This window comes from Vibrio fortis, assembly GCF_000695685.1.
GTDB classification, from domain to species: domain Bacteria; phylum Pseudomonadota; class Gammaproteobacteria; order Enterobacterales; family Vibrionaceae; genus Vibrio; species Vibrio fortis_A.
The window spans coordinates 258,087-284,114 of sequence record NZ_JFFR01000028.1 but is presented as its reverse complement, the minus strand read 5'-3'; the positions used below and the strand labels follow the sequence as shown (position 1 = coordinate 284,114).

The window sequence follows — 26,028 nt, the reverse complement described above, 5'->3', positions numbered from 1 at the left end:
ACTGATTACATTACATAGTAATGTTGAATTGACTGTGCCGAATCTTACGATTCGAATTGGTCACTCAGTTCATTGAAATCATTTTGATACCGAAGTATCTGTTTGCCTTTGCTTTTAAAAGCGAAAACAAACTTAGTGATATTCATCAACGAGTGCCCACACAGATTGATAGGTTTAAATTGTTAAAGAGCTTACTTCTAAAGCTCCGCTTGGAGCCTCTCGAAGTGGACGGCCATTCTAGCGAATTAGCTTTCAGTGTCAAACACTTTTTATCGCTAATTTTTCAAAGCATCTTAAATGCTTAATACCGTCTTAGTTGCTTCGTTCAAACCGCTTGGTTATCCCTGACAACGGAGGCGCATTATAGAGACAAATCCGATCTGCACAAGAGCAAATTCGAAATAAAATCGCTTTTATGAACCGTTCGAACACAAAGCAGACAAAACGTGCAAAATAAAAGCGAACCAAGCCATTTTGCTTAGTTCGCTCTTGTAATCGTTCTAGTTTTTATTGATGAGCCACGATTCGATCGTTATGCACTAACAGCTGAACTTTTTTGTCCGGATTAACCTTCCCTGCCAATATCGCTTTCGCTAGCGGGTTCTCAACGCTCTGTTGAATCGCTCGTTTTAATGGTCTTGCACCATACACTGGGTCAAAACCAACTTGAGCAATCAGGTCAAGCGCCTTCTCGGACACTTCTAACTCATAGCCATTGTCTTCCATTCGCTTGCTTAAATGTTTTAGCTGTATAGAAGCAATCGACTTAATGTGTTCTTGTCCCAATGGATGGAACACAACGCTTTCATCAACACGGTTCAAGAATTCCGGCCTGAAGTGCTTACTCACCACTTCCATTACTTCATTCTTGATTCCTTGGTAATCCAAAGCTGAGAAGTTTTCTTGAATTCGCGAAGACCCAAGATTCGACGTCATAATGACAACTGTATTTCTAAAATCGACAGTTCGACCTTGTCCATCAGTCAGGCGACCGTCATCAAGCACCTGAAGTAGAATGTTGAAAACATCAGGGTGTGCCTTTTCCACTTCATCTAACAGAATCACCGAATAAGGCTTACGTCTTACTGCTTCAGTTAAATAGCCACCCTCTTCGTAGCCAACATAACCAGGAGGAGCACCAACTAGGCGAGCCACCGAGTGTTTCTCCATGAACTCAGACATATCAATCCGAACCATGGCGTCATCACTGTCGAACATAAAGTTGGCTAGGGTTTTACACAGCTCAGTTTTACCAACACCAGTTGGACCTAGGAATAGGAATGAACCAATTGGTTTGTTTGGATCAGACAGGCCTGCCCTGCTTCGGCGAATTGCATTGGCAACTACTTCTACTGCTTCAGCCTGACCTATAACGCGCTTATGAAGTACAGACTCCATTTGCAACAACTTCTCTTTTTCAGCTTCAAGCATCTTAGAAACAGGAATACCGGTTTGCTTTGACAACACTTCGGCAATTTCAGTATCCGTAACCTTGTTTCTAAGAAGCGTCATTTCTTGCATTTCTGCTTGCGTGGCTAGGTCTAACTGTTTTTCCAATTCAGGAATACGCCCGTACTGAAGTTCAGACATACGGTTTAGATCACCGGCACGACGTGCAAAGTCCATATCCATACGAGCCTGTTCTAGCTCTGACTTAATATGTTGGGTGCCAGATAGTGCCGCTTTTTCTGCATTCCACACTTCTTCTAACTCAGCAAACTCACGCTCTTTCTCAAGCAGCTCGTTTTCCAGAGTTTTAAGACGCTTTTCACTGGCATCATCATTCTCATTGGTCAGCGCTTGCTGCTCAATTTTAAGTTGAATGATTTTACGCTCTAGCTTATCCAAAGATTCAGGCTTGGAATCGATCTGCATACGAATACTTGATGCAGCTTCATCAATGAGATCGATGGCTTTATCAGGTAGTTGACGATCTGATACATAACGGTGTGACAGACTCGCCGCCGCAACAATCGCAGGGTCAGTGATCTCAACATGATGGTGCAGTTCGTAACGCTCTTTTAGACCACGAAGGATTGCCACGGTGTCTTCAACCGTTGGTTCATCCACCAGCACTTTTTGGAAGCGACGCTCTAATGCTGGGTCTTTCTCTATATATTGGCGGTATTCATCCAACGTAGTAGCACCAACACAGTGAAGTTCGCCACGAGCCAAAGCCGGTTTGAGCATGTTGCCCGCATCCATAGAGCCTTCGCCTTTACCTGCACCAACCATGGTATGAATCTCATCGATAAAGAGGATGACGTTGCCCTCTTCTTTCGATAGTTCATTGAGAACCGCTTTCAAGCGCTCTTCAAACTCACCACGATACTTAGCACCAGCGACCAATGAGCCCATATCAAGAGACAACACTCGACGACCACGCAGACCTTCTGGCACTTCATTATTAATGATGCGCTGAGCGAGCCCTTCAACAATAGCCGTTTTACCTACGCCAGGCTCACCAATAATCACTGGGTTGTTCTTGGTGCGGCGTTGCAATACTTGAATGGTACGGCGAATCTCATCATCGCGGCCAATTACAGGATCGAGCTTGCCTTGCTCTGCACGCTCGGTAAGGTCTACCGTAAACTTCTCCAAAGCTTGGCGTTTGTCTTCTGCGTTTGGATCATCCACTTTCTGACCACCGCGAATCTGCTCTATAGCTTGAGATAGCTTTTGCTCGGTTAAGCCAAGCTCTTTAAGCAAATTACCTAACGGACCACGGTCTTCAATTGCTGCAAGTAGGAAGATTTCTGAAGAGATATAGGTATCTTGACGCTTTTGAGCCACCTTGTCACACATGTTAAACAAGGTGCCCATCGCACTTGATAACTGTACATCACCACCGATGCCACTCACTTTTGGTACGCGATCAAGGATCTCGCTCAATTTAGAGCGCAGCTGAACAACATCAATATTCAACATGGTCAGCAACGGACGAATCGCACTACCATCTTGATTTAACAGTGACACCATTAGGTGTACAGGTTCGATATATTGGTGATCACGACCTAATGCGAGAGACTGAGCATCAGATATCGCAATTTGAAATTTACTGGTGAATCGATCGAGACGCATTCCAACCTTCCTACTTATAGATATGTTTATCTTATGAATAGAAGATGGATACGGTATCAGTCATTTTCAAGGGGAAGGGAGTGAACTATCACGCAGAAAGTTCACTGTTTTTACGATTAATCTAGCCAGATAAAGGTGGCTTGACGACCTGTTACTCCATCGCGGCGATAAGAGTAAAAATTATCAGGGTCTGCGTAGGTACACAGATTACAATCATACACTTGGGTCACACCAATATTAGCAAGGCGTTGAGTCGCTAATTGAGACATATTAGCTAGCCACTTCTGAGTATCTGTTTTCACTCGAAACGCCTGTTCAGCCTTTGCGTCAAAATCAACAAAAGCATCCAAGACATCTTGACCGACTTCGAAAGCGTCTTGACCAATAGCAGGTCCTAACCAAGCCAATAAAGGATTGCTGTCATCAATATTAGAGAACTTAGCCACGGCGTTTTCGACAATCCCACCCGCTAAGCCACGCCAACCAGCATGAACCGCAGCAACTTGGGAGCCCTTACTGTCCGTTAATAGCACTGGCAGACAGTCTGCAGTCATCGCAGACAACACAACGCCTTGTTGTGTAGTGAAACTGCCATCTGCATCGAGAATCTCAGAAGTTGGCTCAAATACTGAAACCACATCTGCTGAATGAGTCTGGTTAAGCCAAACAGGTGCACTCGGCATCTGAGATTGTTGCTGTAACCAGTCTCGATTCTTTTGCACCAGATTAATGTCATCCCCAACGTGACTACCCAAATTCAGACCTTGATACTGAGCCTGCGAAAAACCATCGACTCGAGTTGAGGCAAAGGCTTTTACATTACTTGGAGCGTTCCAGTTCGGGATAATCATCGTCATGGTTAGATGTCGTCTTCTTTATTGTCTCGTGCGTCAACACGCAGCGCTTCTGCCATCACAATCATATCTTGTGGAACAGGAGCGTGGAATTCCATCTCTTCACCAGAGATTGGGTGTTCAAAACGAAGCATTACCGCGTGAAGCGCCTGACGATCAAATGAACGGATCATTTGCGTTAGTTCTTCAGAAGCACCTTTAGGAATTCGCGCACGACCACCATACGCCAGATCACCTAAAAGCGGATGCTGTAGGTAAGACATGTGTACACGGATTTGGTGAGTACGACCCGTTTCTAGGCGAAGACGAATACGCGTGTGCTCACGGAAGTGTTCAGCAACACGGTAGTGAGTAATCGCTGGTTTACCCAACTCATTCACTGCCATTAGCGTACGTTTTGTAGAGTGGCGACCAATCGGTTTTTCAACCATGCCACCCGCTGTCATTTTACCAATCGCAATCGCTTCATATTCACGAGTAATACGGCGTTTTGATAGCGCTCGAACTAAACGTGTTTGTGCTGGTACTGTTTTCGCAACCACCATTAGGCCAGTGGTGTCTTTATCAAGACGGTGAACAATACCTGCACGCGGTACTTCTGCGATTTGTGGGTAGTGGTGTAGGAGCGCGTTTAGCACGGTTCCATCCGGCGTACCTGCACCTGGGTGTACAACAAAATCGCGAGGTTTGTTGATCACCAATAAATCGTCATCTTCGTAAACGATATCCAAAGGAATATCTTGTGCTTCCCAGCGCTCTTCATCTTCAAGTTCAGCTTGTAAGATGATCTCTTCACCGCCCATCACCTTGATACGAGGTTTAGTAACAACTTCGCCATCCACTTGGATTTTGCCGTCAAGAAGCCACTCTTTAATGCGAGAGCGAGAGAAATCGGTAAAGAGTTCAGCAACAGCTTGGTCTAAACGTTGACCTAACTGGCTGCTTTTTACTGTGTCTGTTAATGTGATCTGCTGAGCCATATCGAACTTTTTTAAAAACCGTGAGACTAATACCCATTAGTATGGATAAAATAGATTAATTGCATCATTGTATCTGTTACTGGTTAGAAAGTAACGGAAGCGAACAAAATATTTAAATTCAAGGAATCGACGCCTGACATGAAACACCTCACTTTATCGGGTCTATTAGCTGTATCACTGTTAGTTGGTTGTAGTAGCAGTGAAGAGATCGTCCCAGATGTACCGCCATCGGTTCTATATTCTGATGCACAAGAATCTCTACAAAGTGGTAGCTGGTTATCTGCGATTGAAAAATTAGAAGCGCTAGACTCTCGTTACCCATTCGGTGCGTACTCAGAACAAGTACAGCTAGACCTTATCTACGCTTACTACAAGAACGATGACCTAGCGCTGGGATTGGCGACTATTTCACGATTCTTACGTTTAAACCCAACGCACGAAAAACAAGACTGGGTTTTATACATGCGCGGCTTAACGCACATGGCGCAAGACCGTAACTTCATGCATGACCTGTTCAACATCGATCGTAGCGACCGTGACCCAGAGCCAGTAAAGCTTGCTTTCGCAGACTTCAAAAAGCTACTAGAGCGTTTCCCTGCAAGCCCTTACGCGGAAGATGCACAGAAACGTATGTTCGCGCTGAAAAACCGTTTAGCTGAATATGATTTAGCAACGGCTGATTTCTATCTTCGTCGTGAGGCGTGGATTGCTGCAATCAACCGCACACAAGAGCTGCAGAAAACTTATCCAGATACCATTGCTGCACGTAAATCTCTAGCGATCCAGTTAGAAGCTTACAAGCAACTAGGTCTTGAAGATGCTGTGGCAAGAACAGAACAATTGATTGAGTTAAACCCTCTTCCGTAACCAACGTTCTGTATCTAATTGATAGAAAAGCACACCTCACATGGTGTGCTTTTTTTTGGACTGCGTGTGGTAAATATTGATGAATTAACAATCAAAAGGTATCTTTAATGAATAATCATTAACAAAACATCAACATGGAGCGTGGATGTGAGCAGGTTGTTATTACTGATCTTGATGGTGGTTTATGTCCCCATCTCAAATGCCTTAGAGCTATCCCCCTTGAGTAATGAGCCATATAAAGGCGACCTTGATACACTCAGCAAGAAAGGGATGGTTCGAGTGCTAGTTTCCGCCGATTTAGGTTTCTACTTCATAGAAGATGGTAAGCCAAAGGGCATCATCGCAGAGATGCTTTATCACTTTGAGAAGAGCCTTAGAAAGAAGCACCCGTATATCAATGTGCAGATCATTCCTGTACAGCGTGATGATCTCCTTCCCTCACTACAGTCTGGTCACGGTGATGTTGCAGTCGCTAACCTCACTATCACTGAAAAACGACTTCAGGTAGTCGACTTTTCGGCGCCAATGATCAAAGACGCTAAAGAGCTAATCATTACCGGTAAAGACGAAGCACCCCTAGAAGATCTATCTCAATTAAGTGGCAAAGAAGTATGGATAAGGGCTAGTTCAAGTTACTTTGAAAGCGTTCAACGCGTGAATAAAGAGTTGGACGAGATGAACCTCCCACCTCTGTACGTCCACTTCATTGAAGAGACACTGCAAGACTACGAGCTTATCGAACTGGTCAATCAAGGCTACATTCAAGCCACGATACTCGATAGCCACAAAGCCAAGTTATGGACCAATGTGATGGACAATATACAAGTTCACCATGAACTGCCGTTGCGTGAAAACAGCCAGATAGCTTGGGCACTGCGCAAAGAGAGTCCTCAACTTAAAAAAGAGCTCAACAAATACGTTCGCCAAGCTCGTAGTGGAACTTTGCTCGGGAACGTCATTTATCAAAAGTACATCGACGATACGCGTTGGCTAAGTCGAGCATTAAACCCAAACAAGGTTGATCGTGTCGCTAAGCTCTCTGGCGTCTTTGAAAAATACTCGACTCGTTATGAATTCGACCCATTGATGATGTCTGCACAAGGGTTTCAAGAATCAGGACTTGACCAAAGCCGTGTCTCTCATAAGGGCGCAATCGGGGTTATGCAGGTGCTACCAAGCACAGCGAAAGATAAAAACGTTAACATTAAGAACATTCATAAGGTCGACAACAATATCCATGCTGGCGTGAAATACATGCGCTTTATCAAGGACCGCTATTTCAGTGACCCAGAAATATCACCAGATAATCAGCTCTATTTCACTCTGGCTGCCTATAACGCTGGCCCTGCTAAAATTCGTAAAATGCGCTACCTTGCAAAAAAGCATGGCTACGACCCTAATGTCTGGTTTAAGAACGTTGAGATCATGACGAGAAAATACGTTAGTCGCGAACCAGTAACCTATGTCACCAACATCAATCGTTACTTTGTGATCTATAAACAGCTAGAGGCAATTGGCGCAATACGTGGTATTGGCCCTACCGCCGCCAATAAGCCTAAATAGATAATGGCGATGTTAGCAAAACTGAGGACAAGTTCACGGCTCCATTAATTTGTCCATAAACACCAAAAAGCCGCTTGAGATAGTACTCAAGCGGCTTTTTAAATTTGGCGGATTATCGAGGAATACCTTGATGTGATACTAATCACAAAATAACACTGTTTAATTATTCACCACACACCTTTTAAAGGCTGTACGATTTCCCTAAAAACTGAAGTAATTTTTAGCGAACCCTTGGTTTCAATTTATCCTTTTTATTATTGATAACAAGCATTTTTCTCGAAAAACGTAACAATTTTTGCGTGAGATCACATTTGATTTCAATCCTAAAAAACCGCCACCAAAACAAGATCTAGATCACATTCTTTCCCATCCAAAAACGTAATCTGGAGTTAACCCATGAGGGATACAACAGAGGAAAACTTCTATGAAAATGAATATCACTGGTAAGAATATCGACATCACCTCTGCAATCCGTGAGCACATAGAAAGTAAATTTAAGAAGCTAGAAAAATGGCAAGTAGACATCATCGGCTGCCAAGCAAGCTTTAGTGAAGAGCCTAACAAGAAGAAGAAATTTGAAGCGGTAATTACCGTACCAAAAGGCAAGCTTGTTGCTTCATCAATCCACGATGACCTATACGTTGCCGTTAATGAGGTTGAACAAAAGTTAGAAAGACAACTGAATAAGCTAAGACACAAACCTGAAGCTCGCCGAGCTGAAAAGCCTCAAATTGAAGAGCTAGAAGCTGAAGTAGAATAATAGAAATAAAAGGATTCGAAGATAGCGCCAATACGGCGCTATTTTTTTGCTTGACGCTTGTAGCTCGCTTGCTTATTGTGTTTAAACATTCAAAAAACAAACCATTTTTATGCACACTCAAACTCTGTTTATTTTTGACTTCTTTTTCCTTCCGTAAATCGGAGGCTAAGTCGTTTTAGAAAAACAAGTCAAAAACGAACAGAAAGCCTCCCACTCAAGGGAGGCTTTTTTATAAGGACCCATTTATGACTGACCAACCCATTTCGCTTGATGAAATTCGCCTTCGCTTAAATGATCTTGATGATCAGCTTCTAAGCTTACTTTCCGAACGCCGTAAACTCAGTATTGAGGTGGCTAAAAGCAAAGTAGAAACATCAAAGCCAGTTCGAGATGCCGTTCGTGAACAACAGCTATTAGTGAAGCTGATCGGTAATGGAAAAGAGAAGTACGACCTTGATGCTCAGTACATCACTAAACTGTTTCACACCATCATTGAAGATTCGGTACTTCTTCAACAGTCTTACTTGCAGAATCTTGCTAACCCACAAAGCCGTAAGCCTTTGGCTCGTGTCGCGTTTCTGGGGTCAAAAGGGTCATACTCACACCTTGCAAGCCGTGAATACTTCAGTCGCCGCAACACTGAGTTAATCGAGCTAAACTGCAATCACTTCAAAGAAGTCACGTCAACAGTCGAGTCTGGTCATGCTGACTACGGTGTGCTTCCGATTGAGAACACCAGTTCAGGTTCTATCAATGAAGTATACGACCTACTTCAACACACAACGCTTTACATTGTGGGTGAGCTATCACAACCGATTGAGCACTGCTTAGTTGCGAAGAAAGATATTCGTCTAGAAGACATTACGACCCTTTACTCTCACCCACAACCGCACCAACAGTGCAGTGAGTTCTTGAGTCGTTTAAAAGGTGTGACTCTAGAGTCTTGCGCAAGCACTGCTGACGCAATGAAGAAGGTCAAAGACCTTGATGACGACACTGTGGCTGCAATCGGTAACTCTTCAAGCGGTAAACTGTATGGCCTTCAGCCAATTCAAGGCAACATTGCTAACCAAACCGAAAACCATACTCGTTTTATCGTGGTTGCGCGTAAGCCTGTTGAAGTATCAACTCAAATCCCTGCGAAAACGACTTTGATCATGTCAACTTCGCAAGAAGCAGGCTCTCTAGTGGAAACACTACTGATTCTTCAACGCTACGGTATCAACATGACTAAGCTAGAATCTCGTCCTATCATGGGGAACCCTTGGGAAGAGATGTTCTATGTCGATCTAGAAGCGCACCTAGATTCTGACAACATGCAGCAAGCAATTACCGAACTAACAACAATTACGCGTCATTTGAAAGTCTTAGGCTGCTACCCGAGCGAGAACATTAAGGCGACTCAAGTTAAGCTTCCATAGCTAATGAATAAAAGTTTGTTAACAGAAACTTGTTAATGAAATGCTCACTTAGTTAAAAAATAGAATAAGTAACTGCTGACTTATTAGTATAGAAACCGTACAATCACCCTATTAAGAGGTGTTGTATGCGTTTTCTATCTTTATTCGTGAGTGGCTTACTTATTCTGTCTATGCCATACCTTGCACAGGCAAAGAGCGCCCCGATCCTCACAATCTTCAATTGGCAACACTACCTTTCTGATCACGTCATCGCTCTCTGGGAAAAAGAGACCGGCGTTACCATCAAACAAGTGTACTTCGATAGCGACACTAAGCGTGATCGCACCATCAATCAATTAACCCGTAATGATATTGATATCGCGATTATTGACGAGGTTTCGGCGCGCAACTTCTCTCGTCAAAACAGACTCAATAAGCTCAGTGATAATCCACTGATTACTAACCAATCCCATATTCCTGAGCTTTGGCGCAATCAATGCGGTGAACATGCTGTTCCTTATTTTTGGGGCACGCTCGGTCTTATCTACCGCAAGGACATTTTCCCCAAACCACCGACTAGTTGGAACGACATCCTGACACCAACGCCAGAGCATCAAGGGCATTTGGTCATGCAAAGCGACTACAGTGACTTGTTACTTCCTTCCCTGTTCGTGCGTGGCGTATCTGCTCACACCACCAATAAAGAGGTATTAAAGGAAGTTTATCAAGAGCTTGTGGCGCAGATCCCGTATGTCAAAACCTATGAATACTTATTGACCTATGTGGAACAAGATCCATCGCGAGCCAAAGACATCCACCTTGCGATGGGCTACAGCGGTGATGAAGTGACGTTACAGACTTTTACGCCTGGCTATGAGTGGGGCTTTCATATTCCTGACGAAGGCACCATTTTATGGGTTGACTGTCTTGCTGTACTGAAAACTGCTCCGAGCCCTGATTTGGCCGCGCGTTTCTTGAACTTTCTCCATCGCCCAGATATCGCAGCACTTAATGCTCTCGATTTGGCTATGACCACAACTAATAGCCAAGCACATCAACACGTACCGCCCTATGAGAAACAGAACCTGGCACTCTACCCAGATCAGAACCTACTCGATAAGGCGCAGTTCTATTCAACATTGATTAACACATCAATGACCCTTCGAACCAGAATCAGTCATGCAGTCATTCTTCAGCATCGGCAGCTCAACGACGATGATTAGGCCGAGTTCTCTGAATTGTTCCGACTTTAGTTTCTGTTTCCGCACAGCCCTTCTTTTGGAGCTCTATACCTTGGACAGCACACTGTTCACTTCACAGGAAATTATTAACAAAATTGCAATTGATAGAAGACTCACCGTTAATAACATAAACTTGAGAACTAAAATGATTAATAATGTTGTGAAAAGTTATGAAGCTAAGCACTAAAATACTACTTCTCATAGCTCCCGTAATTCTTTGTAGCGCTGCCGCTTCTAGTTACATCATCTACACAACGCAGAAAAGTAGCTTTATCAAGCGCGAAGACAACGCCCTCCAGCTCAGTATGGAAAAGCTAGCCGGGCACTTTCGTCAATCTCGCTCATTTCTCAACAGTTATTCTTACACCCTCACTAAAAGTGACATCGTTAAACGCTACTTTTTGGGAGGGGACAATCCTTATCGAGAGCTGGAGCTTATCGACAACTTGCAGCACACCATTGAGCTGCTTCAAGATGGCAACGAGAGTTTTACTGGCCTGGCACTGCTGGACGGCAATCGTAATCTAAGTTACTACGCAGAAAGCAGCAGCGATCCATTTGCTGAGATGGATCCCAAGATTCTTAAATACATCAATGACAAATACTTAGAGACGTCAGCAACGTCAAACATCAGCTACACACAAAACTCGCAAGGCGAAGGTATGTTGGTTCGCTATGAACTTCTCGACAAGCGTACTATTTCGACACCGCTGAGCTATCAACTGGACGATGTCTTCTTCGTAGTGGTTTCTGTTTCTCTGGATAAATTCAACGCACTACGCAAACAGATAGAGTTTGAATATCAAACCAGCCTGTTTTTTACTTCGGCTCCCGTCGCTCCAGAAACTGAATTAACCCAATCAGTGAAATTGGCTCCGGGTCTCTATGTCACCGTGGATCCAGCCAAGTTCTTGCTCGATAACAAGCTGCGCTCAATATGGAATGAGATTAGCTTCTCTTTTGGGCTAGCCGCTTTAGTAACGGTTATTCTGTTGTTGATGTTACTTTCTCGCAGCGTGATTAACCCAATCGCAAGGCTAGAACGCCAGCTTAGACAAGTGGAAAAGCGCCAAAGAACAAACATTGAGCGCCAGAGTAGCAACGATGAAATTGGTCGTCTTTCTGAGCGGTTTTACGATATGTATCAAGAGCTTGATGATACGTACCAGCAAACTAAGATATTGGCGGAGAACGACCCTCTGACCAAAATTGCCAATCGCCACCAGTTTCAATCATTCGTCCAGCGAGCTTTGCCAGAGACTAACCCCACCAGCAATACGTGGATCCTTTACTTGGATCTCGATAACTTTAAGTTCGTTAATGATAAGTATGGGCACCAAGTCGGTGACTCTATCCTGATCGCATTTTCGGAGCGAATCACGACATTATGTAGCGAATATCAGACTCGCTATTTTGCTCACTGTATGCCTGCTCGCCTGTCCGGCGATGAGTTTGTGGTTTTCATCAACGCGCCAGCAGCGTCAGGTAACATTGAGCACGCCTTCTCAGAGCAACTACTAGAGCCATTGCAGCAAGGGTTTGTAACTCGTGCTGGCAATTTTCCTATCACGGTTAGCATTGGCGTTGCGACTTACCCAGACGATGGCGTCGAGATAGAGAAACTACTGTCGAGTGCCGATACTGCGATGTATCAGGCAAAGCGTGCAGGAAAAAATCAGTCAGCCTACTATTCTCGCGACTTAGACAAGGTCATTCAGCGTCAAGCTAATATCGAGCGAGCGCTGCGCGATCAAAACTATGATGAAGAGTTCAGCCTCGTATACATGCCCTATATGAATGCGCATGGAGATACTGTTGTCGGCTTCGAAGTACTGCTTCGTTGGCACTCAAAACAGTTGGGATTTGTAGCTCCTGATGAGTTTATCCCTATTGCTGAGCAAACTGGACTATTCGAACAAATCGATAGATGGGTGATTGAGCATGCCTTTGGTTCTTTTGACCAACTGCAATCTCAATTTGAGCATCCCGTTCAGCTGTCAATTAACCTCTCTTCTGCCGGTATCGAATCGACTCACTTAGCCGAGTTTATTGACCACCACGCAGACGTGAACAATATCCCTCCCTACTTAATTGATTTTGAAATCACAGAGACGTTTGAGTCAGGCTCGCAAGGCTTTCCTCTGCTTAATGAACTGTCTCGAATGGGCTACATGTTAGCGATAGATGATTTTGGCTCAGGTTTCACGTCTATAACTCAGCTGGTTCAGTACCCGACTCAAAAAATAAAACTGGATAAAGGTTTCCTAGAGACTTTGATTGCAACAGACAATCAGAACATAGTAAAACCTGTCATTGAGCTATGCCACGCACAAGGCAAACAAGTAACGGCCGAGGGCATTGAGACACAAGCCATGCACCAGTGGTTAGTTGAAGCTGAGTGCGACCTTTTACAAGGCTACTATTTTGGCAAACCGATGCCACTCGAAGAGCTCGGTGTATGGTATAAAAGCCATCAAGCACGATGGGGTGCATCAACAGAAAAAGCGCTAGCAAAATAACGATAAGAAAGAGAATCATGAAAACAGTCATTATCGCGTCACTCAACCCAGCTAAAATCAACGCAGTAAAAAGTGCTTTTGAAGCGGCTTTCCCACAGCAAGAATTTGACTTCAAAGGCGTAAGCGTTGCGAGTGGTGTTGCTGATCAGCCGATGAGCAACGCAGAGACCTACCAAGGTGCCGTCAACCGTGTTTGCAATGCAACTCAAGCTATCCCAGACAGCGATTTTTATGTCGGCTTAGAAGCAGGGATTGAAGGCAATGTAACCTTTGCTTGGATGGTGATTGAATCTAACGGCCAACGCGGCGAATCCCGCTCTGCTAGCCTGATGCTACCTCCGCAAGTCATTGAGAAACTTGCACACGCTAACGAGCTTGGTGATGTTATGGACGAAGTGTTTGGCACCGACAACATCAAACAGAAGGGAGGCGCTATTGGGTTGCTTACCCACAACCAACTCACGCGAAGTTCGGTATACCATCAAGCGCTGATCTTAGCTCTGATCCCATTTGTAAACCCAGAACACTTCCCAAGTCACTAACCAGTAATAAAGCGAAATTAGCGACTCTGATAACCTTATTACAGAAAGCAAAAACGCTAGCCGAGGCTAGCGTTTTTTAGATTGTACTGACAGGTAGATCCACTTACTTCAGCAACAACTGGGCAATCTCTTGCTTTTCTTGTTCCGATTTGGCTTTTAGCTCGTTCGAACCGCGAGTGATGGTTGCAACACCAACTCCCAACATTTGACTGATTTGTCGCTGAGAAAGATCGCCTTTCATCAGTTCACACAGAATATTTACGCGAGCGACTAAAGCTTCACGCTCATCAGGGGTCATCATCATGGTCAGTAGCAGCTCATGCTGATCATTTTCAGCGGCACTCTTTACTAAATCCATCAACTCTTGCCAATTACTGTACTCTGGTTGTGGTGCCATATCCCTACACTTATCTCTTGTTGTCGTTCTATTTAAACAAAGGCAGACGCGCTGCGACTGCCTTTTAATGTATACCGAAACCCTATCGTGAATCCAATTTAAAAAAGAATTCCATCAGTAATCACTGGTTTAGGTTTGACGGTTAATATTTTGCGTCACGCTCATGGGCTGCTAAGAATTGCCCCTGCTCACCCAAAATATCTCGATAGTAAGTTTCGAACATCAAGATATTTTGTACGTAACCACGCGTCTCTTTAAACGGAATCATCTCGATAAAAGCAAACGCATCCAATTTGCCCTCACTACGAGAGCGCCACTGCTTCACTCTATGTGGACCCGCGTTGTAAGCAGCTAAGGCGAAGATACGGTTGTTGTCGTATTGATTCAGCAAACCATCAAGGTAATGACTGCCAATCTCAATATTCTTACCTACGTTATACAGGTCCTCACGCCCTTGATACTTCAGCTTGTACTTTTTAGCCGTGTATTTGGCCGTAGCAGGCATAATTTGCATGATTCCGCGTGCACCAACCGGAGATTGAGCCTCGCTATCCAGTGCGCTTTCTTGACGTGCTAACGACATCAAGGTCACTGGGTCAATGTCATGCTTATCAGCGTAGAAGTTGAACCACCACTTATGAGCGACAGGGAAACGTAGTTCCAAGTTATCCCACATTTTGGCAGAAATGCTCGCTGTGACAGTTAGGTGATTCCAACCTTGACGAGAGGCATACGCAGCCAGCATGGATTTTTGTTCTTTGCTTGAGTTAGCCAGTAACCAACGCCACTCACTCTTAGCCGCAGCAATCTTATCGCGTGTAATCAGTTCATCAATACGCACCAAAGCAGTATCAAATGGCTTTACAACTTGCGAATTATACGTCAATGACGACGTTTCATAGCGCACTGGTTTATTAAGCTGTTTTGCCGCAGCCACACTGTAAAAATTACGCTGACCAAGAATATCAGTAAGTCGTTTAGTGCCCTCAGTTTCTTGCCCCAATGCTAGCTCAGCTCGGCCACGCCAGTATTGCCAACGAATTGAGCTTTGGTGTTTATCATCTAGCTTGCTAATCCAGTGCTGCAAACCAGTCCAATCTGCATGTTGAATCGCAAGGCGAGCACGACGCTCGATCAATACTTGCTTAGAAGAGCTCTCTATTGCTTGATCTCGCCAAGCCATCATCTCTTCTGAGTCGGTATTGATCAGACGAAACGCGAGGTAATCAGCCAGTTGCTGAGTTTTCTCTTTAGAAAACTTTTGGCCTTCGATCACTTTATCAAATGCCTTCTGTGCTGCTTTTGCATCTTTGCGTGCCAGCTTCTGGAAACCAAGCTCAGTCTGCTTTTGATAAAATTCGTTCACCTTGTGCTTTTTAGCAAAGCTCGCCACGCTCTCTGGCTTACTGAACAGGGCTTTCATCTCTTTGCCTTGTTTGGCAGCTTTATCGCTATCAAACTGCTTGAGCAGATAATTCATCAGCTTGCCGTTACGCTGTTCAAAAGCCAGCAACAGCCTTTCAAGAATCAACTCATCACTGCGCAGCCCTGCTTTATCCCAGGCCGAAAACAGGGGATCACAGCTATCATCGATACCATTACCGCTCAGCCAAAGCTGTTTCGCACCCTTATAAGCCAGTTCATGATTACCTTGCTCATAATGTGCTCGGTAGTAGATACACTGATACTTTTCACCGGAGGGTTCTTGAGTTTGAAATTCAAGAATCGTCGACCACTTTTTCTGCGACTCTAGCGACGCCAAATAAGGTGCTCGAATACGATTAGAGAATGGAAGAGCACGGTTTCTTTCAATAAATGCTTCAACCTCTTGCGGAGTTCGCTTACCCAGGTCAATTAAGAAGGCTCGGTAATCCGTATATGGTGTCAAAGGGTATGTTTGAATTTTAGAACGCAACTTGGCATATGCCTCAAGGTCACGCTTATCCAATACGTCTTGTGCTTGGTCGTATGTATCACGCTGCATTTCTAGCTCAGAAGCACGGCTCGCCAAAGCCTCTGGAGCCAATAGAATAGAAGGCAAAACTACTGATGCAGCAACAGCAATTTTTCTATTGAGAAGTCGGAAAAACATTCGCTCTTTCCTTAGTGCGTGTTTGAATACGTGACGGCTATTTACGCCCTACATCACATCAAATGTAAAGAGTTTGAGTGTAAATATTATTAAAGTTTAACACTTCACCTCAAAAGCGTTTGAAATCTGCTTTTAGTGAGATTTTTGACAATAAAAAGCCAAGATTTATCCCTGAAAAGCCTTTTCATCTCGGGGAGTAACATCTTTGGACAGATTGGTATAAAATAATCGTTTATTTTGAACAATAAGTAGGAACGATCGGCAATGGCTGAATACGTATATACCATGTCGCGAGTGAGCAAAATTGTGCCACCAAAGCGTCAAATTCTGAAAGACATCTCTCTAAGCTTTTTCCCTGGTGCCAAAATTGGTGTTTTAGGTCTGAATGGTGCAGGTAAATCAACACTGCTACGTATCATGGCCGGTATTGATACAGACATCGATGGTGAAGCTCGTCCACAGCCAGGTCTAAACGTAGGTTACCTACCTCAAGAGCCTGTTCTTGATGAGTCTAAAACGGTTCGTGAGATCGTTGAAGAAGCCGTTTCAGACGTTGCTGGTGCAATGAAGCGCCTAGACGAAGTATACGCAGCTTACGCAGAACCAGACGCTGACTTCGATGCGCTAGCAAAAGAGCAAGGTGAACTTGAATCTCTAATCCAAGCAAAAGACGGTCACAACCTAGAGAACGCTCTAGAGCGTGCAGCAGATGCACTTCGTCTTCCTGAATGGGATGCTAAGATCGAACACCTATCGGGTGGTGAACGTCGTCGTGTTGCTATCTGTCGCCTACTTCTAGAGAAGCCAGACATGCTTCTACTAGACGAACCAACCAACCACCTGGATGCAGAATCTGTAGCGTGGCTTGAGCGCTTCCTAGTGGATTACAACGGCACTGTTGTGGCAATCACCCACGACCGTTACTTCCTAGATAACGCAGCTGGCTGGATCCTAGAACTTGACCGTGGTGAAGGTATTCCATGGGAAGGTAATTACACTTCTTGGCTAGAGCAAAAAGATGCGCGTCTACAACAAGAAGCGTCTCAAGAGAAAGCTCGCCAGAAGACGATCGAGAAAGAACTTGAGTGGGTTCGTCAAAACCCGAAAGGTCGTCAGTCTAAATCTAAAGCGCGTATGGCTCGTTTTGAGGAACTACAAAGCGGCGATCGTCAGAAGCGTAACGAAACTAACGAGCTATTCATCCCGCCAGGTGAGCGTCTAGGTGATAAAGTTATCGACGTGAAGAACCTCACTAAGTCTTTCGACGGCCGTGTTCTTATCGATGACCTATCGTTCAGCATGCCTAAGGGTGCTATCGTTGGTATCATCGGTGCTAACGGCGCGGGTAAATCAACGCTATTCAAGATGCTAAGCGGTACAGAACAGCCTGATTCAGGTACTGTTGAGCTAGGTGAAACAGTGAAACTGGCATCGGTTGACCAATTCCGTGACAGCATGGATGACACGAAGACGGTATTCCAAGAGATCTCTGAAGGCGCTGATATCATTAAGATCAACAACTTCGAAATCCCAGCTCGTGCTTACTGTTCTCGCTTCAACTTCAAAGGTTCAGACCAACAAAAGATCATCGGTGAGCTTTCTGGTGGTGAACGTAACCGTGTTCACCTGGCTAAGCTACTTAAAACTGGCGGTAACGTACTGCTACTCGATGAGCCAACCAACGACCTTGATGTTGAAACCCTACGTGCACTAGAAGAAGCGCTACTAGAGTTCCCTGGTTGTGCAATGGTTATCTCGCACGACCGTTGGTTCCTAGACCGTATCGCTACGCATATCATTGACTATCGTGATGAAGGTCAAGTTAACTTCTACGAAGGTAACTACAATGAATACATGGAATGGCTGAAGAAGACTCTTGGTCCTGAAGCAGCTGAACCACACCGTATCAAATACAAGCGTGTAACTAAGTAAGTTTCGCTTGTAATTTATTCTAAGGCCGCTAAATTAGCGGCCTTATATGATACGACATTCCAAACCTATAGATGAGGAAGTATCTATGATAGAAAGGCGTCGATTCTCAAGGATTGTTTATCAAGTCGCTACCAAATTAACCCAAGATACCTTAGTGGTTGATGGCACGATACAAGACTTGTCACTACAAGGCTTACTGATAGATTGTGAAAACCATCATCAATTAGACCATCACTTGCCTGTTCAACTTAGCTTTCAATTAACAGACAGTGATATCGACATTCAACTAGAAGCCTCTATTGTCTCTACCATCAATACCTCAGTGCGCTTACGCATAGAGCATTTAGATATTGATAGTATCAGCCACCTTAAGCGCCTTGTGGAGCTGAACGTTGGTGATGATGAGTTACTTTATCGAGAAATAGAACATCTAACAGATTTAGGCGAAGAGTCAGCGGAATAAAGCACGCTCTTCGAATTATTTTTATTTAATACGTCATCATGTCTCAGAAAATTTCGATTACTGTTCCTTCGAGCAACGGGGAGCAGACATTTTACTTCGGCCGTAAAGCCGTGCTCTTTTGCACCTCTGCAGTCCTTTCCGTTCCTCTTTTAATTAGCGGTGCAATCTATCTACATTACGATGGCCAGCAAAAGCTATCTGCATCAGAACAACACGCCTCTGATCAGGCCCATGATGCACAGAAGCTGATCGAGACTTTAATTGTTGAGAAAGACAATATGGAGTTTATGTACGATGAGCAGATTGAAACCAATCACTCATTAGCACAAGCTTTAACGGAAAAAGAAGGCACTATTCAACTGCTCGGCAAGCGCGTATTCGACGTTGAGTCAGTACTTGGCCTTGCCGATGAAGAACTGGTTAACGATGAGACCTCTCTTGAAGAGCGAATCGACGCTGCGGCCATTGACTCGGCGGTACGTGCAACCATGTTCCGCTTAATCCCTAACGATAGCCCAATGGCTTATCAGCGCATCTCATCATCATACGGAAGTCGTATCAATCCTATTACAGGCAAGCGTCATACTCACACCGGTATCGATCTCACCTGTAAGCGCGGTGAAGATATCCTTGCTCCTGCTGACGGTGTCATTGAAACCGTGCGCCCGAGTAAGAAAGGCTTTGGTAACTTCCTGACCATGCGCCACTCTTTTGGCTTCATGAGCTCTTACGCTCACCTGCAGAAGTTTAAGGTTCGCAGCGGTCAGTTTGTGAGTAAGGGTGATGTGATTGCAAGCTGTGGTAACTCAGGAAACTCAACCGGCCCACACCTGCATTACGAAGTACGCTTTTTGGGTCGCTCTTTGAATCCACAATACTTGATGGACTGGACGCCAGAGAACTTTAACTACGTGTTTGAGAAAGAGAAAAAGGTGAAGTGGGGACCACTGGTTCAACTGATCGATAATGTTGTACGTCTGCAAATCAACCTGACTAACGTGCCTTACACCAACTCATCGATTGAAACCGTATCAAGTGATGAAACCAAGGCAAAGACAACACTCGCAACCAACTAAGGCTTAAGAGCTTTTAGCCTATGATGATCTTTTTGCCTACAATAGGCCAATTACTTTTAAATCAATGATAGTTAAATAAAAAAATAGCCACCTAAGTTAGGTGGCTATTTTTCTATCTATGCTTTACTCAGTGTTATTTGAGCTAACTCTAGCGCAGGCTAGCCGCGATGAATCGAGTCATGTGCTTGCTTAAGAAGGCTTTGGCTCTCTTGCAAGAACTGCTGAGAGTAATCACCAAACCACTCGCTCACTTCATTGAAGCTTTCCACGAATTGAGCTTTATCTTTGCCTTCCAGAATCTTCAGGGCTTCACCAAAGCAGTGGTGGAAGCGGCGAATCATCGCGATGTTCTCGTCTGAAGAGAGAATAATATCCCCGTACAGGTTCGGGTCTTGGGCAAATAGACGACCAACCATCGCAATCTCAAGACGGTAGATCGGCGAGCTTAGCTGCAGCAGACGATCAATATTTGGATTCTCTTTGCTAAGGTGTAGGCCGTAAGCAAATGAAGTGAAGTGGCGCAGCGCTTGGATTAACGTCATACCGTGATCGTGTTCTTGAGCATCCATGCTGCATAGGCTTGCACCCCAGATACCGAATTGCTCTAACAACCATTGGTAGCTTTCTTGACCGCGGCCATCACTGTAAACAATCACCTGCTTCGCAAGGCTTGGCACATCCGGGCCAAACATTGGGTGTAGACCAACGACAGGGCCTTGGTGAACCGCTAACATGCGTTGCAATGGCTTAGACTTGATCGATGTTAAGTCACACAGAATACAGTCACTTGGCAAGTTACCCAGCTTATCAATCACGCCTTCTGTCAAATGGATTGGAACAGTAACCACAACAAGACCAGCATCTTTCAGCAACTCATCAGCCTTGTCCCAGTCTTTGCTACCTAGCACTTTTACATCGTAACCAGATAGCTTGAACATACGTCCAAATAGACCACCCAACTGGCCGTTACCACCGATAACAACAACTGAACGCAGTTCAGGGTTCAGACACTTAAAGCCAGAATCCTTCTCACTTGCGTACGACTCACGCATAGTACGACGCAGAATGTCTTCAATAAGCTGTGGCGGCACACCTAATTTTTCAGCCTCTGCACGGCGAGATGCAAGCATCGCAGCCTCACGCTCAGGCACATAAATCGGTAAACCGTGCTCGCTTTTCACCTCACCTACTTTCTCAACCAGCGCCAAGCGCTGAGCAAGAAGCTCTAACATCTGTTTATCGACAACGTCAATTTGGTCGCGTAATTCGTTCAGTTCAACGGCCATTCTTCTTCCTTTCTAATCCTTAAGCCTCGATTTGTGCTGGCACTAGCCTTTTAGACGATTTTCCAAGAATGGGACTAGTTCCGTGTGTGCACGCTTCAATAGTGCCTCAGTTGAATCCCAATTGATACACGCGTCGGTAATTGAAACGCCGTATTTCATCTGATCGAGAGGAATGTCAGAAGATTGGTTGCCCTCGTTAAGGTGACTTTCAATCATCAAACCGATAATTGATTTGTTGCCTTCACGAATTTGGTGGATTACGTCTTCAGCAACCAGCGGCTGACGACGGAAGTCTTTGCGAGAGTTAGCGTGGCTACAATCAACCATAAGTGCAGCACCTAGACCTGCTTTTGATAGCTCTTCTTCACACTCATGCACCGAAACAGAATCGTAGTTGGTCTGCTTACCACCACGAAGGATCACATGGCCATTTGGGTTACCTTGAGTTGTAAGTAGCGCAACTTGCCCTTCACGGCTGATACCCATGAAACGGTGGCTTGAAGAAGCCGCTTGCATCGCGTTAATCGCAGTACCTAGGTTGCCATCAGTACCGTTTTTGAAGCCGATTGGCATAGATAGACCACTTGCCATCTCACGGTGAGTTTGAGATTCAGTAGTACGAGCACCGATCGCCGCCCAGCTAAATGTGTCTGCTAGGTATTGTGGGCTGATTGGGTCAAGAGCTTCAGTCGCTAGTGGGATTTCCATCTCTGCCAATTCAACCAGCAGTTCACGACCTACGTGAAGACCATGCTCGATATCAAATGTGCCATCTAGATGTGGGTCATTGATTAGACCTTTCCAACCAACAGTTGTACGTGGTTTTTCGAAGTACACGCGCATTACGATGTACAGTTGATCACTTAGTTCTTCAGAAAGTGCTTTCAGGCGTTTTGCGTACTCTTTAGCAGCTTCAACATCATGAATCGAACAAGGACCACACACCACTAGCATGCGGTGATCTTTCTTGTGGATGATGTTGGCGATAGTTTGACGAGACTCTTGAATAAAACGACGAGCATTATCACTCAGAGATAATTTTGCTTTTAACTCGTCTGGAGTAATCAGTACCTGTTCGTCGATGATATTGACATTGCTTAATTCACTTTTCTGCATAACTCAACCTGTATTCTTTTCTTTACACCCAAGCAACCAATATGGGCTAACAATCTTTGAAAACTAAAATAACAGCTATAGAAACGATTGCAAGTGTAAATAATAAAAAACATTTAACGTAAAAAAATATTTACACTTAGAATTTATGGTAAGAAAACATGAAAAGAGTTAGAAATCAGTCTTTATAGATACAAAAAAGGCGATATTTCTCATATCGCCTTAGCAAAACTTAAAAAGTGTCTATTTATTGCCCGTTATCTAAAACACGCTTCATCTGCTCAGAAGCCTCTTTCCATCGAACATCTGACTGTAGTGTTGAAAGGTCAAAGGTGTGTTTTTTCAATAAAGAGTGCGCCAAGGGAACACTTTGTATCTCTAGGTTATCTAAAGCCTCTATTTGTGCATCTCGTTTATTACACATCAACACCATGTTGCATCCAGCATCCAAGGCGGCTTGCGCTCTTTGTGCCGGACCACCCATGATCGCCGCACCTTCCATCGTCAAATCATCGGAGAAAACTAACCCTTTAAATCCAAGCTGTTTTCTCAACACCTCTTGTAACCAATAGTGTGAACCGCTGGCTGGTTTATCATCATAGTGAGAAAAAACCACATGCGCAGGCATCATCGCATCCAAAATGCCCGCCTCAATTTGAGCCTTAAAGATCGCCATGTCAGTTTCAAAGATATCTTCTCTTGGATCATAAGGCGTCTCCAGGTGAGAGTCTGCAATCACACCGCCATGGCCTGGGAAGTGTTTGCCCGTCGTAGCCATTCCGACGCTTTTCATCCCACGGATAAAGGCGCTACTGTGACGAACAATAGTATCGATGTCCTCACCAAAGGCTCGATTGCCAATCGCTTTGCATTGATGACCTTTGTCCAATACTGGCGCGAAGCTCAAATCGACATCATGAGCTACTAACTCTGCTGCCATCAACCAACCAGCTTGCTCAGCCAATTGTTCACCGTTGTTGTGTTTGGCGAACTCTTGCGCCGCAGGAATAATTGAGAAACCATCACGAAAGCGTTGTACTCGGCCCCCCTCTTGATCGACACCAATGAGAATAGGTCGTTTAGCCGCTTTACGGATCTCTTTGGTGAGTGCCGCTAGCTGCTTGCTGTCATGATAGTTACGAGCAAAAAAGATCAACCCACCCACGGTTGGATGCTCAAGAATTTCTCTATCTTCAGCAGTGAGCTCGTAGCCTTCAACATCTACCCACAACGGTCCCATATTTATCCCTTACTAAGCCAAAATTGATAATCTTCACGAGGTTATTCCGTTTGAATTTGCATTACAATGTTTTTAATTCACGGTCAGAAGAGTTTAGGAATGGATCATAAAGAGCTATACATCGGGGTTATGTCTGGGACCAGTATGGACGGTATCGACACCGCTTTGGTCAGTATCGACGACCAGCAAATTAGGCTGATTGCCCACGACGAATTCCCTATGCCCGAAGAGACAAAAAAACAGCTACTCGATGTCTGTATCGGCCAGCAGACCAACCTGATCGCGATAGGCGAGCTTGACCACCAGCTTGGTCATTTATTTGCAGATGCGGTTCTACAGCTGCTGTCAAAACACAATATCTGCGCCTCTCAAATCACCGCAATTGGCAATCATGGCCAAACCGTATTTCATCAGCCTAGTGGGAATCACCCATTTACTATGCAGTTAGGTGATGCCAATATCATTGCGACTAAAACCAATATTGATGTTGTAGCTGATTTTCGTCGCAAAGACATGGCGTTGGGTGGGCAAGGAGCACCTTTGGTTCCTGCATTTCATCGAACCATATTTGAGGCCAAAGAGAGCAGCGTAGTGGTACTGAACATTGGTGGCATATCGAATATTTCAGTACTTCAACCAGACAAACCAACGCTGGGTTATGACACCGGCCCGGGCAACATGTTGATGGATGCTTGGATAAACAAACACTGCGGTAAAAAGTACGACCAAGATGGCGAGTTTGCTCGCAGTGGCCAAGTAAATTCGGCGCTACTGAATTCACTGCTTGAAGAAGCCTACCTTGCTGAGCTACCACCGAAAAGCACAGGGCGAGAGCTGTTCAATCTGCCGTGGCTGGAAAACAAATTAAAGGCATTACCAGAAATATCGGAACCCGACGTACAGCGCACCCTTTGTGAGTACAGCGCCATCACCATAGCTAATGAAGTCGTGAAGCATCAATCTGGCTCATCCCCTGCCTTATATGTATGTGGTGGAGGTGTCAGAAACCCACTTTTGATGGATCGCCTTGCGAAGATGCTTCCTGACTGGCAAGTGAGTTCGACTTCCGCTAAAGGAGTCGATGCTGATTACATGGAAGCCATGGCATTTGCATGGCTGGCTCAACGTTACGTGCATAAGCTACCAAGCAACCTTCCCGAGGTGACTGGGGCTTCACAAAGCGCTTCTCTTGGCGTGCTGTACCGCGCAAACTGACCATCAATAGAGATTAGATTTAAGGATATTTATGAGTAACGACGCTCTTATTTCAGCACTATCACACTTAGTCTCTGAGGGTAGAAACCCTGAAACCATGGACATTGATCTGCTCTCATCTCTGGAAGTAGTAGAGAAGATCAACCAACAAGACAAACAGGTACCACTCGCCATCGAAAGTGAGCTACCACAGATAGCCAACGCAGTTGACTATATCGCCGACGCCTTTCGTAATGGCGGTCGCCTTATCTATATGGGCGCTGGCACTAGCGGGAGACTCGGCGTACTCGACGCTTCAGAGTGCCCACCGACATTTGGCGTTTCCGACCAGCTCGTTATCGGACTAATTGCAGGAGGCCCAGAAGCGATATTAAAAGCGAAAGAGGGAGCAGAAGACTCACTCACTCTCGGTGTTGAGGATCTTAAAGCCATTCACTTTAATGCCAAAGATGTCGTCGTTGGCATTGCAGCGAGCGGTCGCACTCCGTATGTGATTGGTGCGCTCAAATACGCCAATGAGATTGGCGCGACCACGGTGTCACTCTCTTGTAACCCTGACTCACCTATCGCTCAGTTGGCTAAAATTCCTATCAGCCCAGTGGTGGGCCCTGAAGCGCTCACTGGCTCGACCCGTCTCAAATCAGGCACCGCTCAAAAACTGGTGCTCAACATGCTGACCACTGCCAGTATGATCCGCATTGGCAAAAGCTATCAAAACCTAATGGTGGATGTTAAAGCCACCAATGAGAAACTAGTGGCGCGCGCTGCCCGTATTGTTATGCAAGCTACGGATTGCGACAAAGAGGTAGCAAGAGAAACGCTTGAGAAGACCAGCTACGACGTGAAACTGGCAATCTTAATGATACTCACCGGACTAGACCTAGAAGTCGCGAAGCAACAACTTAAGAAACAAGATGGATTCCTTCGTAAAGCGGTTGAACATAACCAGTCTAACTAGCAAAGGCTGAATACAAAAAGCACCGACGAATCGGTGCTTTTTTGATGATGTGTATCAGCTTAGTGCTCGTTCGAGAACTCATCCCAGCCTCGTTGCCACTCCATACGAAAGCGCTGCGCATCTTCAGTACCAGAACAGACACCTTCATAAACCTGACCAGAAAGGCCGATCTGATAAGCATGGTTAGGGTTACAGTATTCACTGACACCTTGGTAGTAACCTTCGCTGTATGCGGCTTGATCGACAGCGCCCAGCTTAGTCATCTCAGAATAGGAACGCTGAGTATTACCTCTTACGCCATCACGGTAGCCAATCTCTTGCCAATTCCCCTCTGCTGCTAAGTCTTGCACGTTTGACGCGCAGCCTGTCATACCTAGAGCCAATAGCAAGGCTACGGTTACTTTCTTCATTGGAATCCCTTATCTTCTTATTATTCATTAGGTGCTATC

At 44.9% G+C, this 26,028-nt stretch carries 21 protein-coding genes and 1 other annotated feature; of the genes, 12 read left to right on the top strand and 9 right to left on the bottom strand.

Annotated features, from left to right (window positions below):
- Positions 1 to 507: 507 nt before the first annotated feature.
- From clpB to rluD, 3 genes are all read right to left on the bottom strand, one after another.
- Positions 508 to 3,081 carry an ATP-dependent chaperone ClpB gene (clpB, locus tag VFDL14_RS02675; RefSeq protein WP_032553208.1) on the bottom strand — a complete coding sequence of 858 codons (2,574 nt, stop codon included), beginning with the start codon at positions 3,079 to 3,081 and terminating at the stop codon, positions 508 to 510.
- A 116-nt stretch (positions 3,082 to 3,197) separates the two neighbouring features.
- A complete protein-coding gene (gene pgeF, locus VFDL14_RS02680) occupies positions 3,198 to 3,938 on the bottom strand; it encodes a peptidoglycan editing factor PgeF (RefSeq protein ID WP_032553207.1) in 741 nt (246 codons plus the stop codon).
- 2 nt (positions 3,939 to 3,940) lie between these two features.
- The gene (gene rluD, locus VFDL14_RS02685) at positions 3,941 to 4,915 is read right to left on the bottom strand and encodes a 23S rRNA pseudouridine(1911/1915/1917) synthase RluD (RefSeq protein WP_032553205.1); all 975 of its coding nucleotides are present in this window, start codon (positions 4,913 to 4,915) and stop codon (positions 3,941 to 3,943) included.
- Positions 4,916 to 5,053: 138 nt separating this feature from the next.
- On the opposite strand from rluD, the gene VFDL14_RS02690 reads away from it, so the two are divergent.
- The 7 genes from VFDL14_RS02690 (at position 5,054) to yjjX (ending at position 13,807) form a co-directional block, all read left to right on the top strand.
- The gene (locus VFDL14_RS02690; protein WP_032553203.1) at positions 5,054 to 5,782 is read left to right on the top strand and encodes an outer membrane protein assembly factor BamD; all 729 of its coding nucleotides are present in this window, start codon (positions 5,054 to 5,056) and stop codon (positions 5,780 to 5,782) included.
- A 141-nt stretch (positions 5,783 to 5,923) separates the two neighbouring features.
- Positions 5,924 to 7,345, top strand: a complete 1,422-nt coding sequence (locus VFDL14_RS02695) for a lytic transglycosylase F (protein WP_050487495.1) — start codon at positions 5,924 to 5,926, stop codon at positions 7,343 to 7,345.
- A 424-nt stretch (positions 7,346 to 7,769) separates the two neighbouring features.
- Positions 7,770 to 8,105, top strand: coding sequence for a ribosome hibernation-promoting factor, HPF/YfiA family (hpf, locus tag VFDL14_RS02700; RefSeq protein ID WP_032553202.1), 336 nt, complete (start codon positions 7,770 to 7,772; stop codon positions 8,103 to 8,105).
- 111 nt (positions 8,106 to 8,216) lie between these two features.
- Positions 8,217 to 8,338, top strand: a sequence feature (Phe leader region).
- Positions 8,339 to 8,350: 12 nt separating this feature from the next.
- Positions 8,351 to 9,526: a prephenate dehydratase gene (gene pheA, locus VFDL14_RS02705; RefSeq protein ID WP_032553201.1), complete on the top strand. Its 1,176-nt coding sequence runs from the start codon at positions 8,351 to 8,353 to the stop codon at positions 9,524 to 9,526.
- A gap of 125 nt (positions 9,527 to 9,651) precedes the next feature.
- Complete coding sequence (locus VFDL14_RS02710; protein ID WP_050487494.1) at positions 9,652 to 10,728, top strand: ABC transporter substrate-binding protein; 1,077 nt, start codon at positions 9,652 to 9,654, stop codon at positions 10,726 to 10,728.
- Between the two features lie 188 nt (positions 10,729 to 10,916).
- Positions 10,917 to 13,265, top strand: coding sequence for an EAL domain-containing protein (locus tag VFDL14_RS0123500; RefSeq protein ID WP_050487493.1), 2,349 nt, complete (start codon positions 10,917 to 10,919; stop codon positions 13,263 to 13,265).
- A 17-nt stretch (positions 13,266 to 13,282) separates the two neighbouring features.
- On the top strand, positions 13,283 to 13,807 hold the full coding sequence (yjjX, locus tag VFDL14_RS02715; protein WP_032553200.1) for an inosine/xanthosine triphosphatase: 525 nt from the start codon (positions 13,283 to 13,285) through the stop codon (positions 13,805 to 13,807).
- 103 nt (positions 13,808 to 13,910) lie between these two features.
- Here the strand turns inward: yjjX and trpR are convergent, their stop codons facing one another.
- Together trpR and sltY are read right to left on the bottom strand one after the other, a co-directional pair.
- The gene (trpR, locus tag VFDL14_RS02720; protein WP_032553199.1) at positions 13,911 to 14,204 is read right to left on the bottom strand and encodes a trp operon repressor; all 294 of its coding nucleotides are present in this window, start codon (positions 14,202 to 14,204) and stop codon (positions 13,911 to 13,913) included.
- Between the two features lie 142 nt (positions 14,205 to 14,346).
- Positions 14,347 to 16,296, bottom strand: a complete 1,950-nt coding sequence (sltY, locus tag VFDL14_RS02725) for a murein transglycosylase (RefSeq protein ID WP_032553198.1) — start codon at positions 16,294 to 16,296, stop codon at positions 14,347 to 14,349.
- Positions 16,297 to 16,560: 264 nt separating this feature from the next.
- On the opposite strand from sltY, the gene ettA reads away from it, so the two are divergent.
- The 3 genes from ettA to VFDL14_RS02740 all read left to right on the top strand — a co-directional run bounded on the left by ettA (position 16,561) and on the right by VFDL14_RS02740 (position 19,767).
- Complete coding sequence (gene ettA / locus VFDL14_RS02730; RefSeq protein ID WP_032553197.1) at positions 16,561 to 18,228, top strand: energy-dependent translational throttle protein EttA; 1,668 nt, start codon at positions 16,561 to 16,563, stop codon at positions 18,226 to 18,228.
- Between the two features lie 85 nt (positions 18,229 to 18,313).
- On the top strand, positions 18,314 to 18,691 hold the full coding sequence (locus VFDL14_RS02735; protein WP_032553196.1) for a PilZ domain-containing protein: 378 nt from the start codon (positions 18,314 to 18,316) through the stop codon (positions 18,689 to 18,691).
- Between the two features lie 38 nt (positions 18,692 to 18,729).
- The gene (locus VFDL14_RS02740) at positions 18,730 to 19,767 is read left to right on the top strand and encodes a M23 family metallopeptidase (protein WP_032553195.1); all 1,038 of its coding nucleotides are present in this window, start codon (positions 18,730 to 18,732) and stop codon (positions 19,765 to 19,767) included.
- Positions 19,768 to 19,925: 158 nt separating this feature from the next.
- Here the strand turns inward: VFDL14_RS02740 and tyrA are convergent, their stop codons facing one another.
- The 3 genes from tyrA to nagZ all read right to left on the bottom strand — a co-directional run bounded on the left by tyrA (position 19,926) and on the right by nagZ (position 23,406).
- Positions 19,926 to 21,053: a bifunctional chorismate mutase/prephenate dehydrogenase gene (gene tyrA / locus VFDL14_RS02745; RefSeq protein WP_032553194.1), complete on the bottom strand. Its 1,128-nt coding sequence runs from the start codon at positions 21,051 to 21,053 to the stop codon at positions 19,926 to 19,928.
- A gap of 42 nt (positions 21,054 to 21,095) precedes the next feature.
- On the bottom strand, positions 21,096 to 22,169 hold the full coding sequence (locus VFDL14_RS02750) for a 3-deoxy-7-phosphoheptulonate synthase (RefSeq protein ID WP_032553193.1): 1,074 nt from the start codon (positions 22,167 to 22,169) through the stop codon (positions 21,096 to 21,098).
- 244 nt (positions 22,170 to 22,413) lie between these two features.
- Positions 22,414 to 23,406, bottom strand: a complete 993-nt coding sequence (gene nagZ, locus VFDL14_RS02755) for a beta-N-acetylhexosaminidase (protein ID WP_032553192.1) — start codon at positions 23,404 to 23,406, stop codon at positions 22,414 to 22,416.
- A gap of 99 nt (positions 23,407 to 23,505) precedes the next feature.
- Between nagZ and VFDL14_RS02760 the strand changes: the two genes are divergently transcribed.
- Positions 23,506 to 24,621, top strand: coding sequence for an anhydro-N-acetylmuramic acid kinase (locus tag VFDL14_RS02760; protein WP_032553191.1), 1,116 nt, complete (start codon positions 23,506 to 23,508; stop codon positions 24,619 to 24,621).
- A gap of 31 nt (positions 24,622 to 24,652) precedes the next feature.
- Positions 24,653 to 25,579: an N-acetylmuramic acid 6-phosphate etherase gene (gene murQ / locus VFDL14_RS02765; protein WP_032553190.1), complete on the top strand. Its 927-nt coding sequence runs from the start codon at positions 24,653 to 24,655 to the stop codon at positions 25,577 to 25,579.
- 59 nt (positions 25,580 to 25,638) lie between these two features.
- Here murQ and VFDL14_RS02770 read toward each other — a convergent pair whose 3' ends face one another.
- Positions 25,639 to 25,989: a DUF2799 domain-containing protein gene (locus VFDL14_RS02770; RefSeq protein ID WP_032553189.1), complete on the bottom strand. Its 351-nt coding sequence runs from the start codon at positions 25,987 to 25,989 to the stop codon at positions 25,639 to 25,641.
- Positions 25,990 to 26,028 lie beyond the last annotated feature (39 nt).